The organism is Pigmentiphaga soli, assembly GCF_039541095.1.
GTDB classification, from domain to species: Bacteria; Pseudomonadota; Gammaproteobacteria; order Burkholderiales; family Burkholderiaceae_B; genus Pigmentiphaga; species Pigmentiphaga soli.
Map to the genome: position 1 here is coordinate 25,418 of NZ_BAABFO010000031.1, position 12,794 is coordinate 38,211.

A 12,794-nucleotide genomic window follows, 5' to 3' on the forward strand; every position below is an offset into this window, starting at 1 on the left:
TCAGTCGCCGGCCAGGTCGAACACCGTCGTCTCTTCCAGGGAATCGCCGAACATGGCGGCGATGCCGGCGCGGCGCTTGCCGAGCAGCCGCGGCCAGCCGTCTTCGAGCACCATCGGCAGGTCGTGGCCCGGGATCAGTACGCTGCCCGGCCGCCGGCCCCAGAGGGCGATGATCTTGTCGATCGACGCGGCCGAGAGCCTGGCGTCGTAGGTCATGTCCGTGTGGCGCGACACCAGTTCGGCCCGGTTCTTGGCCGCGTCCTGGACGACGATGAGGTCGCGCTTTTCGCCGGCCAGCACGAATACCAGGTGGCCGGGCGTATGGCCGGGCGCCAGGTGGACGGACACCGCGGGCAGCACCTCTTCGCCTTCCTGCGCCAGATGCAGCGAAGGCCACGCGGCCAGCTCCTTGACGTAGACCTCGGGCACCGGCGTGGAGCCCCATGGCGCCTTGCGGGCCCATTCGAGTTCGACCGCGCCGATCACCATGCGCGCCTGGCCGAACAGCGTGAAATTGATCATGTGGTCGTGGTGCGCGTGGCTCAGCAGCACGTCGGTCACGTCGCCGGGCGTCACGCCCAGCGCTTCGAGCGCCGCGATCAGCGGTTTGCGCATGCCGAAGGCGCCGGTGTCGATCACCGCCACGCGCCCATGGCCGCGCAGCAGGATCACCGAACTCCAGCCCAGCCCGCCGTGGCAGGTGGCCTTGCCGGGATAGCCCTGCAGGAGCAGGTCCACGCGGTAGCCGCCCACCTCGAAGGTGGAGGCTGCATCGCTTGCGGCCGCGCCGGCGGGCGGGACCGGCGAAAGGGTTCTAGCCATGATGGGTTACCTCGCGCTCGATGTTTTCCTTGCGCCGCGCCGCGCCGGCCCAGCGCCGGACGAAGGCCGACATGTCCGGCACCGCGGCCAGGTCGAGGAAGGACTCGAACAAGGCCTGGGCGGGCGCGCCGTAGTCCGCCACCCGCAGGCAGGATTCGAACTTGGCGAACAGTTCGCGGTCCCCGATCGGGTTGGCAGGCGTGCCGCGCATGTCCGACACCGAGGTAGCCAGGCGCCGGCCGTCTTCGGTCTCGATCGTGATCGTGTCTTCCGGCGCGTAGCCGGTCAGCGGGTCTTCGCGCGAGTCGTGTTCGACCGCCACGCGGCGGATCAACGCCTGGACGTCGTCGCGCAGCACGAAATCGTCGGTCAATTCGGCCAGCGTGAGCCGGCCCGCCGCCAGCATCGCGGCCACGGCGAACTCGATGCTGAACTTGCCTTCCAGCGCGGTGCGCGGCCGGTGCGCGTGCAGGATGGTGGCGTTGCGCGCGCTCATCCGGACCGTCACCCGCCTGACGCTGCCGGCCGGCAGCGTCCCCTGGGCCAGCAGTTCATGCATGCCGTCCAGCCCGCGGTGCGTGCTCAGGCAGGTGGGGTATTTCTTGATCGTCAGCCCGCGGGCGAGCAGGTGCCAGTCGCTGGCGGCGCGCACCGGGCTGTCGAGATCGACCCGGCCGGCGGGAGAGGCGGCGCGCAGCAGCCCCTGCGGATGCTCGATCGCGTCCGGCGAAGCCTGCATGCCTTCCGCGGCCAGCCGCGCCGACAGGACGCCGGTGCAGGCCGCCGAGCCGGCATGGAAGGGCTTGACCATGCTGCCGAAATTGGCCATCACCCCCGCGCTCTGCGAGGCGGCGATGCCGAGCGCATGCGCGCTTTCGCGCGGGCCGAGCCGGCGCAGCCGGGCGCAGGCGGCGGCCGCGCCGACCGCGCCGAACAGGCCGGTGGGATGCCACCCTTTGCGGTGATGCTGGTCCGGTTCGCGCAGCACCAGTTCGGCCCAGGCCTCGAAGCCCATCACGTAGGCGTCGAGGAAGTCGCGGCCGCTGGCGCCCAGCACTTCGGCCTCGGGCAGCAGCGCCGCCAGCAGGACCGCGCTGGGGTGGCCCTGGATCGACACGTCGTCGAAATCGAGCGCGTGCGCCGCCGTACCGTTGACGCGGGCGGCATCCATGGGATGGGCCGTGTCCGGGCCGAGGCATACATGGGCCTGGCCGCCGGCCGGCAGGGTGCGGCGGACGATGCCCGTGACGGGCTCGACGCTGCCGGCGATCATCGTGCCGACCGCGTCGACCAGGCCGCGCGCCGCGATGCCGCGCGCGGCCTCCGGGATGTCGGCCGGCCGGACGCCTGCGATCAGCGCGCCCAGTTCATGGGTAATGGCGGGTTTGTCCGGCACATTCCTCTCCTCATATTAAATGCACTTTTGCATCCAAATTAAGATGCAAATCCTCTCGTATCGAATCACGTCAGGCGGCGCAGCCGGCGCTGCGCCGCCGTTCAGGCCATGTCGCGCCCGCCCCGTTTGCGCCGCGGCACCAGCGGCGATTCGCGGTCCATGTTCTCCAGGTGCAGGTATCTCAACAGGCGGTCGCAGCCGCCGCGGATGTGGCTGCCGAGCACTTGCGTGGCCTTCTTCACGTTGCGCGCTTCCAGCGCGTCGAGCACGCGTTCGTGGTCCTTGAACGGCGCCTCGCTCGGCAGCGGCCCTGGGCCGTCCACGCGGCGCTTGAAAATGAGCTTCTCGAAAATGGCGTCCAGCGTGCGGCACAGGTAGCGGTTGCCCGACAGCGCCGCGAGCTGCAGGTGGAAGGTCTTGTCGAGTTCCAGGCGTTCGTGGGTCAGGCCGATATCCGGGCCGAACATCTTCGCGTAGGCGGCGTTGGTCTTGCGCAGCGCGGCGATGTCGGCGGCGGCCACCTCGCCGCCGAGCGTCTGCGCCAGCGCGAACAGTTCGAGCGCCTCGCGCGTCTCGTACAGGTCGCGCACGTCGGCCACGGCAAGCTCGACCACGAAGTATCCGCGCCGCGGCTGGCGCCCGGCATAGCCCTCCTGGTGCAGGCGCTCCAGCGATTCGCGGATCGGCGTGCGCGATACGTCCATCGCGTCGGCCAGCTCCTGCGGGATCAGCTTGTTGCCCGGGCGCAGGCGGCCGGTCAGGATCCACTGCTTGAGCGTCGTGTAGACGAAGGTATTGGTGCTCATCTCGGCGCCGCCGGACATTTGACCTTTATTCGAATCTATCAAGACTTGTTCTCGTGAAGACCATCGATGAATTCGAGCACGGCCGCCGCACACTCGAGCGGCCGCGACGCCGTCAACTGACGCCCGACATTTTCGCTCAATCGCTCAAGTGAATGGCATGCAGTCTCGAATCCGGGACCTTGCTCTGCCATGCCTGTCTTCGGGAAACCGCTTGCCGGGCGGGCCTTATGGCGCGTCACGCGCCCAGCGCCTTGCGCACCCCCGAGGTCCATTGATCGGCCGCCGCCAGCAGGAATCCCGCGTCGGTCTGCGTGGTGAGGAAGCGCGCGCCGGCCTGGATCGCCTTTACCTGCCGCTCGACGTCGCGGTTGCCGCCGCAGCCGGCGAACTTGCCGTGGCGCCGCGCCGCCTCGATCACCTTTTCCTGCGCCGCCTTCAGCGCGGGATGGTCGAACTGCCCCGGCTTGCCGATATCCGACAGGTAATCGGTCGAACCCAGGTGCAGGACGTCGACGCCGTCGATCGCCGCGATGGCCTCCACGTTGGCCAGGCCTTCCTCGGTTTCGATCATGCAGGCCACCAGCGTCGCGTCGTCGAGCTGGGACACCAACCGGCCGGCCGGCACCGGGCGGAAATCGAAATGCGGATACCCCCCGGCCAGCGAACGCCGGCCGCGCGGCGCGAAGCGGCAGGTCTCGACCCCGCGCCGTGCCTGCTCGGGCGTATTGACGTCGGGGAAGACGATGCCCAGCACGCCGTTGTCCAGCAGCAGCGAGGTATCGGGATCGTCCACGCCGCGCACCCGGACCACGGGCGCGATGTCGCAGGCCATGGCCGTCTGCGCGATGTGGCCGATGGTCTCCAGGTCGAAGATCGAATGCTGCGTATCGATGAAGATGAAATCGTGCCCGCTGGCGCGCGCGATGCGCGCCACGTCGGCCGAGCGGGACAGCCTGACGCTCATGCCGAGCGCGGCCTCGCCTGCCCGCAGGCGCCTGAGCACCGGATTTTCCAGGCGCGGTTCCGAAGGGATGGTCATGACGGCTCCGAATGGGTGAAGGTTCAGACGACCCGCTGCGCGCGCAGCGCGGCGATCCGCGCGGGGTCGTAGCCGAGGGTTTGCAGCACCTCGTCGGTATGCTCGCCCAGCATGGGCGGCGGCAGGTCGACGTCCGGCTGCGCCCCGCCCAGGCGGAAGCCGGCGCGATGCACGGTGAACGGGCGGTCCACCACCTCGTTGGGCGGGAAGGTCTTGAGCAATTCGCGCGCTGCCACCTGCGGATGCGCCAGCACTTGCGGCAGCGACAGGATCGGCCCGGCCGGCACGCCCACGGCGGCCAGCATCGCGTCGAGTTCGGCCACCGTCCACGCGGCCAGCTTGGCTTCCAGCCCCTCGCGCAGCGCCTCTCGGTGCACGACCCGGGTCGGCCGATCCACGAAGCGCGGGTCGGCCTTGAGCTCGGGCGCGTCGAGCGCGTCGCACAGCGCCTCGTACTGGCGCTGGTCATTGGCCACGATGTTGATGACGCCGTCGCGCGCGCGGAAGGCGCCCGAGGGGCTCGAGGCCGGATTGTCGTTGCCCATGGGGCTCGGCGGCTTGCCCGCGTTCAGATAGTTGGAGATCGGCCACGACGGCATCGTCGACAGCGACGCGTCGAGCATCGACACGTCGATGAACTCGCCTTCCCCCCGCACGGCGCGCTTGTACAGGCCGGCGGCGATCGCGAAGGCGGCGACGATGGCCGCCGTGCTGTCGCACACCTGGTAGCCCGCCCGCACCGGGCTGGTTTCCCTGGTGCCCGTGTTGGCCATCAGGCCGCAGTAGCCCTGCACGATCTGGTCGTAGGCCGGGCGCGAGGCCAGCGGCCCGTACTGGCCGAAGCCGGAGATCGAGCACCAGACGATGCCGGGCTTGATCCGCCTGGCGGTGTCGTAGCCGAAGCCCAGGCGCTGCATCGTGCCCGGCCGGAAGTTCTCCAGCAGCACGTCGCACCGTTCCAGCAGCCGGCCGAGGATCTCCAGGCCGGCGGGCTGTTTCAGGTCGAGCGTGATCGATTTCTTGCCCGCGTTGTTCGACAGGAACGAGACCCCCATCTGGCGGGCCGACAGTTCCGGGTCGCCGCCCAGGCGGCGGGCGATGTCGCCGATGCCCGGCACCTCGACCTTGATGATTTCCGCGCCCAGCAGCGCCAGCTGGAAGGAGCACAGCGGCCCGGCGATCACGCTGCTCAGGTCGAGCACCCGCACGCCGGCAAGAGGCAGGACGCTCATTGGCCTACCCCCTTGTTCGCCGCGATCGCGGCACGCCGGCGGGCCAGCGTGCCGCCGGTCTTGACCGAGCCGGGCAGCGGATGCCCCACGATGCGTTCGGCAAGCCGGGCCGCTTCGATCATCGCCTCGGCCGACACGCCGGTCTCGATGCCCAGCTCGTCGCACAGGAAAACGAGGTCCTCGGTGCAGACGTTGCCCGCCGCCGCCGGGTTGCCCGCGAACGGGCAACCGCCGAGTCCGCCGACGCAGCTGTCGAAGGTCGACACGCCCATCTCCAGGCCGGCGTAGGCGTTGGCGATGCCCATGCCGCGCGTATCGTGCAGGTGCAGCGCCAGCTCGAGATCGGGAAAGCGCGCGCGGACCTTCTCCAGCACTTGCCGGATGGTGCGCGGCGTCGCCCAGCCCATCGTGTCCGACAGGTTGAGCTGGCGGATCCGGGACCCATGCCCGGCGGCGATGTCGATGCCGGCCTGCACCAGGTCCAGCACTCGCTCCACCGGTATGTCGCCCTCGAAATTGCAGCCGAACGCCGCCATGATCGACACCCGGTTGACGTCGATGCCATGCGCCTTGTACAGACCCACGGCGCCGCGCTGCTTTTCGATGCTCTCGGCCATCGTCTGGCGCTGGTTGCGCAGCAGGAAGGCCTCGGACGCCGTCAGCGACACGAAACCCTCCAGGTCGAGCCGCCCGGTGGCCAGCGCGCGGCGGATGCCGGCCTCGTTCAGCGCCAGGGCGGTATAGCGCACGCCTGGCTTGGGCGTGATGCCGGCCACCACGGCCTCGGCGTCCGCCATTTGCGGCACCATCTTCGGATTGACGAACGAGACGGTCTGTATCTGCGAGAGGCCGGTGCCCGACAGCGCGTCGATCAGTTCCACCTTGGCAACAGTGGGAACCGGCTGCTTTTCGAACTGGAACCCTTCGCGCGGTCCCTGCTCGACGATGCGTATGGCCTTCGGAAAATCTGACATGAGGACAACCTTCTGACTGTCGTTGTTGCTCGGCCCGCCCTGCGCGTCAGGCCGCCAGCAGCTTGCGGGCGATCAGCACGCGCTGGATCTCGCTGGTGCCGCCGCCGATCTGCGCATGCCGCAGGTAGCGGTAGAAATGGGTGAGCGGCAGTTCGAGCGACTCGCCCATCGCGCCGTGCACCTGGATCGCATGGTCGATGCAGCGCGCGCCCCATTCGGTGCTGCACAGCTTGACCAGCGCGGCCTCGGCGCGCACGTCGTCGCCGGCGTCGGCGCGCGCCGCGGCCTCGTAGGTCATCGACCGCAAGGCCTTCAGGTCGATGTACATGTCCACCAGCTTCCACTGGATCGCCTGGCGGTCCGAAATAGGCTTGCCGAAGGTGACGCGCTGCTTGGCCCATTCGATCGACATGTCGAGCGCGCGCTGCATCTTGCCCAGCGCCAGCGGCCCGCGCAGCAGGCGATCGTGGATGGTCAGCCAGCGCTGGCCCAGCGAGAAGCCCTTGCCGACCTCGCCCAGCACGGCCTCGGCCGGCACGCGGCAGTTGTCGAAGTGGACGATGTATTGCGCCGAGCGCGGGCTCAGCCAGGTGCGCAGGCCCGGCTGTTCGATGTGCACGCCGGGGTTGTTGCGGTCTACCAGGAACATCGTGATGCCGCCGCGCTGGCGCTTTTCCGGGTCCGTCACGGCCTGCAGCATGATCACATCGGATTCCGCGGCCATCGAGATCCACATCTTGGTGCCGTTGATCACCCACTCGTCGCCGTCGCGCACCGCATGGGTCTTCATCATGCCGCCCGGGTCCGAGCCGGCGTTCGGCTCGGTCTGGCCGAAGCTGGTGGTCTTCTCGCCCTCGATCACGGCCTTCAGGTATTTGTCGACCTGCTCGCCCTTGCACTCGTAGAGGATGTTGGGCACGTTGGCCAGCGGGAACGGCACGGCCGTATACATGAACTGCTCGATGATCGCCACCTGGGCCAGCAGCGACAGGCCCGAACCGCCGAACTCCTCCGGCACCATCAGGTACCACAGGCCGGTATCGCGCGAGATGCGCTCCAGCCGCTTGCACACGTCTTCCGGGAACACCGACTTCAGGTTCAGCGTTTCCTTCAGGCCGTGCGCATGGTTGGGCGAAAGCAGGAATTCCTTTTCGAGCGGCAGCAGTTCGTCGTGGACGATGCGGCGGGCGAGTTCCTGCAGTTGTTCGATGTCGGGCGGCAGCTTGAAGGCGCTGTCGTTGGCGTTTTCGTGGTCGGCGGGGAGGGTGTCCAGCACGTTTCTAACTCCGGATTGCGTTTGATTTGGATTCAGTCACACGGCGTCGGACCGGCCGATCGGCCAATCCAGCCAAGAACACAGGGCGCGGCCCATCACCTGTTCGAGCGCCTCGCCCGACAGCCACGGCATTTCCTCCGTGTACATCGTGACGCACTGCGTATAGGTGCAAGGCATGCGGGTCAGGTCCGAGCCCCAGAACACCCGCTCGGGCCCGTAGGCATCGATGACGCTGCGCACGGCGTCGAACATGTTCCTGTACGGATAGGGCTGAGACGAATAGAACGGCACGCACGAGGCCTTGACGGCCGTATTGGGCCGCGATGCCATCTCCACCAGCAGCGGGATATCGACCTTGGCGGCCTCGTCCTTGCCGCGGCGCAGGCCCAGGTGGTCGATGACCAGGCGCAGCCCGGGATGCGAGGCCAGCACCTTGCTCAAGGCTTCCAGCTGCCCGTTCGGATAGACCAGCAGCGGAACGCCTTTTTCTTCCGCCAGGCTCCAGACCCAGTCTTCGGCCGGGTCGTACAGCAGGCGGCGCTCGCGCTCGGTGCGCAGGGTCAGCCGCAGGCCCAGCATGCCGGGCTGGTCCATCCAGCCACTGATCTGTTCGCGGCGATCGGGCGCTTCCATCGAAACGCGGCCGGTCACGGCGAATACGTCTGGATGCCTGCGCGCAGCTTCCAGCGCGACATCGTTGCGGTCGCCCTCCCACGAGGGCGGCACCAGCACGCAGCGGCTGACGCCGGCTTCTTTCATGCTGGCCAGCAGATCGTCGGCGGTAAAGGGCCGTTCCTTGTGAGGCTTGGCCGGACTGTCGGTCACCCAGGGGCGTTCCGGCGTATCGGCGGCCCAGATGTGGACTTGCGAATCGACGATGAACATGAATGGAATCCAGATTGCGTTACGAGGCAAAGGCCGCGTTCAGGCGGCCGCGCCCAGGGGCCATCCCATCCACTCGCACAGGCCGCGCCCCATCACCCATTCCTTGTCGCTTGCCGACAGGAAGGGCAGCTCTTCGGTGAACAACGTGACCGCCTGGCGATACGTGCAGGGCAGGCGGGTCAGGTCGGTGCCCCAGAACACGCGCTTGACGCCGAAGGCGTCCACCACGCGCCGGATCGGGTCGTGCAGCGCGGGGTAGGGATAGGACTGGGTCGAATAGTGCGGCAGCGCCGAGGCCTTCACGGCCACGTTCGGGTACTGGGCGAGCGCCAGCAGGTCGGGCAGGTTGGCGAAGGCCTCGGCATCCTTGGCGCGCTGCGCCGCCATGTGGTCGACCACCAGGCGCAGGTCGGGATGGCGGGCCGCGACGCCGGCCAGTTCGCGCAGATAGGCATACGGATAGAGCATGACCGGCACGCCGTGGCGCTGCGCCGCCGACCACAGGTCTTCGCTGCGCGGGTCGCTCATCAGCGCCTTTTCCAGGTCGGTGATGAAGGTCAGGCGCAGGCCCAGCATGCCTTGCGCCTTCCACTGCGCGACCAGGCCGGCGCGGTCGGGATGGTCCACCGGGAAGCGGCCCACCGCCGCGAAGCGCCCGGGGTAGGCGCGCGCCGCCGCGATGACGGTGCCGTTATAGTCTCCGGCCCACGACGGCGGGATCAGGATGGCGCGTTCGACGCCGGCAGCATCCATTTCCCACGCCAGGTCGTCGGCCGAGAACGGCTGCGCGCGCTGCGGCGGCCGCATGCCCTTGGCCCAGGGACGTTCCGGGGAATCGGCTTCCCAGATGTGTACCTGGGCGTCCACGATGTGCACCGCTGTCTCCTTTTGTTCGAGCTATTTTGCATCCAGATTGGGATGCAGTTTGACAGCGGAAAGACGGGCGGCGCAATACCATCCGGCCCGGATTTCCCATTGCTATTTGGAATAGCCGATTCCTCGGAAGCTCATTTGCAGAAGCGGGGCGCGCTGATAACTTCCTGCATCGTTTCACATTCGGCGGGGGCCGCCATTGCCGCGGACGCCGAGCAATAAGACAGCAAGGAGACAAGCATGACGAAGTCCATGAAGACACTGGCCGCGTGCGGCCTGTTCGCCGCTTTCGCGGCCGGCGCCGGGCAGGCCGCCGCGGCCGCCGATGCCTACCCGAACCGCCCCATTCGCCTGATCGTCGGCTTCGCGCCCGGCGGCAGCGTCGACACCGTGGCGCGCCTGCTGGCGCAGCGGCTGGGCGAGGCCCTGGGGCAGCCGGTGGTGATCGAGAACCGGCCCGGCGCCGACAGCAATATCGCCAATGAATTCGTGGCCCGGGCCGATCCGGACGGCTATACGCTGCTGCTGAACACCGGCGCGCTGGCGATCAACGTCAGCCTCTACAAGCACGTGCGCTACGACGCCATCCGCGATTTCGTGCCGATCTCGATGGTCGGCAAGAGCAACATCGTGCTGGTGACGGGGCCCGGCATGCCGGTCAAGTCGTACAAGGAACTCTACGAGAAGCTGCGCGCCAACCCCGGCAAGTTCAACTACTCGTCGGCCGGCGGCCCGCAGCTGCTGGCGGCCGAGCTGTACAAGCAACGCACCGGCACCGACGTGGTCCGCATCTCGTACAAGGGCGGCGGCCCGTCGATCAACGCGGTGATGTCGGGCGAGGTGCAGATGTCGTTCTCCAACATCCCGACCGTGATGCCGCACGTCAAGAGCGGGCGCCTGCGCATCCTGGCGGTGGCCGACGACCACCGCAACCCCAGCATTCCCGACGTGCCGACCTTCAAGGAGCAGGGCGTCGACATGAACGTGTCGCTGTGGCAGGGCATGTTCGCGCCGGCCGGCACGCCGCAGCCGGTCATCGACAAGCTGTACTCGGCGGTGACGACGGTGGCGAAGTCGGAAGAATTCCGCAAGCAGATGGCCGCCGCCGGCGTCGACGTGGTCGCCAACACGCCGGCCGAGTTCTCGCAGCAGGTCCAGGCCGAGGTCAAGCAGTGGGCCGAGGTGATCCGCATCTCCGGCGCGGCGGTGGACTAGGGCCCACCCCCTGGCGGCCTTCGGCCGCTCCCCCTCAAGGGGGCGGCACTGGCGGACCGGCAAAGCCGGATCCGCTGTGCCCTGGGTGGCGGCGGATTCATGCGGCGGGGGGGCGCGTAGCGCGTAGGGGTGGGTTCAATCCATCTGCTGATGGCGGGCTTTTTCCATTTCTGCCTGCACCGCGGCGCGCGTCCAGCGCGGGCCGCACATTTCGATGAACTCGTACTGGTGCGGCTGCAGGTACTGGTTGCTGCGCAGGAAGATGCGCGTGGTCGACGGCTCGAACAGGTCGCCGGCCGGAATCGCCCGCAGGCCGACGTCGCGCTCGGCGTCGAAACTGGCCTCCGACAGGACGGCGATGCCCAGGCCTTTTTCCACGTAGGTCTTGATCACGTCGGCGCCGATCGCGATGACGGACAGCGTCGGCTCGATGCCGGCGCGGTCGAAGGCGGCCATGATCTGCCGGCCGGCCGTGAACATCGGATCGTAGGTCACCAACGGATAGCGGGCCAGGCTGGCCAGCGTCGGCTGGCCGGCGTCCAGCAGCGGATGCCCGTGCGGCACGATGACCTGCTTGGCGAAGCTGCGGCAGGGCAGCGATACCAGCCCCTTCATGGCCGAGGGTTCGTCGGTCGATACGCCGATGTCGGCACCGCCGCTGCGCACCAGCTCCAGCATGCGGGCCGGATCCGAATGCCGCAGGATCACGCGCACGTCGGGATAGCGGGCGGCGAAGCGGCCGACGATGTCGGGCAGCACGTAGCGGGCCTGGGTGTGGGTGGCGGCGATGACCAGCGGATCGGTGTGCTGGCCGCTGGCCGCCTGGCTGATGGCCTTGATGTTGCGCACCTCGGCCATGATGTTCTGCGCCATCGTCAGGATCTTGGCGCCGTCGGCCGTGATGCCGGACAGGCGGCTGCCGCGCCGCTCGAAGATGCGGAATCCGAGTTCGTCTTCCAGCGCCTGCACCTGCTTGCTGATGCCGGGCTGGTGCACGTGCAGCGTCCTGGCCGCCTGGGAGATGTTCAGCCGGGCATCGGCGATCTCGCAGATGAAGCGCAACTGCTGGAGGTTCATCGGGGCCTGGGGCTCAGGGCGAAAGAAAAGCGGGACGATACGCACCCCGGATGATAAGCGGTCGGCCGCCGGGCCGTCACATCACCGTCAGGGGGAAATGGGGACGCTCGAGCATTTGACACGTCTGAAAAACTAACATAATGTCAAAAATACGAAAAAAAGCAGTTGTTGTCCCATTTTTTAACCATGTGCGCTTCACAGGGGGTCAGGGTCCATGAAATTGCTGAAATCGCTCGCCGTCGCGGCATCGTCCATGCTGCTGGCCGCCTCCGCCACGGCCAAGGACTACCGCATGTTGTCCAGCTGGGATCAGAACTACGCCTATAACCCTTACATCGTCGACCCCTTCGTGCAGGGTCTGGACAAGGCCACCAACGGCCGCATCAAGATCACCGTCAGCGGCCCGGAAACGGTGCCCCCGTTCGAACAGCTCGAGCCGGTCGGCTCCGGCGTGTTCCAGTTCCTGTTCACCCATGGCGCCTATCACGTGGGCTCGACGCCCATCATGATGGTGGCCGAGGCGATCGATGCCGACCCCGAGAAGCTACATGCCTCCGGCCTGTTCGACTACCTCGACAAGCAATACCAGCGCTTCGGCGTGAAGCTGGTCGCCGCGCCGGTCACGCCGAAAGGCGCCTACCACTACCTGCTGCGCGCCCCGATCGGGCCCGACGGCGGCATGAAGGGCCGCAAGATCCGCGGCACCGTCACCTACAAGGGCGTGACCGACATGCTGGGCGGCGTGCTGGTGGTGCTGGCGCCGTCCGAGATCTACACCTCGCTGGAGAAAGGCCTGGTCGACGGCGCCGTCTGGCCGGCCGTCGGCGCCTACGAATACCGCTGGTACGAAGTCGCCAAATACCTGGTGCGGCCGGCGATCGGCGTCAACTACGAACCGATCTTCATGAATCTCGACGCCTGGAACGCGCTGCCCGCCGGGGACCAGAAGATCGTCATGAGCGTGGCGCGCCAGATCGAAGACGCCTGGTACAAGCAATCGCCGGCGGTCTGGAAGAAGGAAGAAGACGCGCTGCTGGCCAAGGGCATGCAGATCACCAAGCTGGGCCCGGCGCAGCAGGCCAAGCTGGACCAGACCTGGAAGGAAGGCCTGTGGGCGGCCGGGGCCGAGAAGAACGCGGCCGACACCAACAAGCTGCGCGACTTCGCCCGCAGCAAAGGCCTGGCGCAATAGCCTTCGG

At 67.9% G+C, this 12,794-nt stretch carries 12 protein-coding genes; 2 read left to right on the top strand and 10 right to left on the bottom strand.

What is annotated here, in order from left to right; translation table 11 throughout:
- The 9 genes from ABD927_RS21945 to ABD927_RS21985 form a co-directional block, all read right to left on the bottom strand.
- Window positions 1-822, bottom strand: a complete 822-nt coding sequence (locus ABD927_RS21945) for an MBL fold metallo-hydrolase (RefSeq protein ID WP_345252018.1) — start codon at window positions 820-822, stop codon at window positions 1-3.
- A complete protein-coding gene (locus ABD927_RS21950) occupies window positions 815-2,218 on the bottom strand; it encodes an MmgE/PrpD family protein (protein WP_345252019.1) in 1,404 nt (467 codons plus the stop codon). The genes ABD927_RS21945 and ABD927_RS21950 overlap by 8 nt, the downstream gene beginning before the upstream one ends.
- 101 nt (window positions 2,219-2,319) lie before the next feature.
- Entirely contained in the window at window positions 2,320-3,024 is a 705-nt protein-coding gene (locus ABD927_RS21955; RefSeq protein WP_345252021.1) for a GntR family transcriptional regulator, read from the bottom strand.
- Window positions 3,025-3,259: 235 nt separating this feature from the next.
- A complete protein-coding gene (locus ABD927_RS21960) occupies window positions 3,260-4,063 on the bottom strand; it encodes an HpcH/HpaI aldolase family protein (protein WP_345252022.1) in 804 nt (267 codons plus the stop codon).
- Window positions 4,064-4,086: 23 nt separating this feature from the next.
- Window positions 4,087-5,295 (bottom strand): CaiB/BaiF CoA transferase family protein, encoded by a 1,209-nt coding sequence (locus tag ABD927_RS21965; RefSeq protein ID WP_345252023.1) that lies wholly within the window; start codon window positions 5,293-5,295, stop codon window positions 4,087-4,089.
- The gene (locus tag ABD927_RS21970; RefSeq protein ID WP_345252024.1) at window positions 5,292-6,269 is read right to left on the bottom strand and encodes a hydroxymethylglutaryl-CoA lyase; all 978 of its coding nucleotides are present in this window, start codon (window positions 6,267-6,269) and stop codon (window positions 5,292-5,294) included. The genes ABD927_RS21965 and ABD927_RS21970 overlap by 4 nt, the downstream gene beginning before the upstream one ends.
- Window positions 6,270-6,315: 46 nt before the next feature.
- Window positions 6,316-7,545 (bottom strand): acyl-CoA dehydrogenase family protein, encoded by a 1,230-nt coding sequence (locus ABD927_RS21975; protein ID WP_345252025.1) that lies wholly within the window; start codon window positions 7,543-7,545, stop codon window positions 6,316-6,318.
- 36 nt (window positions 7,546-7,581) lie between these two features.
- Window positions 7,582-8,430 (bottom strand): amidohydrolase family protein, encoded by an 849-nt coding sequence (locus ABD927_RS21980; RefSeq protein WP_345252026.1) that lies wholly within the window; start codon window positions 8,428-8,430, stop codon window positions 7,582-7,584.
- A 39-nt stretch (window positions 8,431-8,469) separates the two neighbouring features.
- Window positions 8,470-9,306 carry an amidohydrolase family protein gene (locus ABD927_RS21985; RefSeq protein ID WP_345252027.1) on the bottom strand — a complete coding sequence of 279 codons (837 nt, stop codon included), beginning with the start codon at window positions 9,304-9,306 and terminating at the stop codon, window positions 8,470-8,472.
- 237 nt (window positions 9,307-9,543) lie between these two features.
- On the opposite strand from ABD927_RS21985, the gene ABD927_RS21990 reads away from it, so the two are divergent.
- Entirely contained in the window at window positions 9,544-10,518 is a 975-nt protein-coding gene (locus ABD927_RS21990) for a tripartite tricarboxylate transporter substrate binding protein (RefSeq protein WP_345252028.1), read from the top strand.
- A 135-nt stretch (window positions 10,519-10,653) separates the two neighbouring features.
- Here the strand turns inward: ABD927_RS21990 and ABD927_RS21995 are convergent, their stop codons facing one another.
- Window positions 10,654-11,595, bottom strand: coding sequence for a LysR substrate-binding domain-containing protein (locus tag ABD927_RS21995; RefSeq protein ID WP_345252029.1), 942 nt, complete (start codon window positions 11,593-11,595; stop codon window positions 10,654-10,656).
- A 214-nt stretch (window positions 11,596-11,809) separates the two neighbouring features.
- On the opposite strand from ABD927_RS21995, the gene ABD927_RS22000 reads away from it, so the two are divergent.
- A complete protein-coding gene (locus tag ABD927_RS22000) occupies window positions 11,810-12,787 on the top strand; it encodes a TRAP transporter substrate-binding protein (RefSeq protein WP_345252030.1) in 978 nt (325 codons plus the stop codon).
- Window positions 12,788-12,794 lie beyond the last annotated feature (7 nt).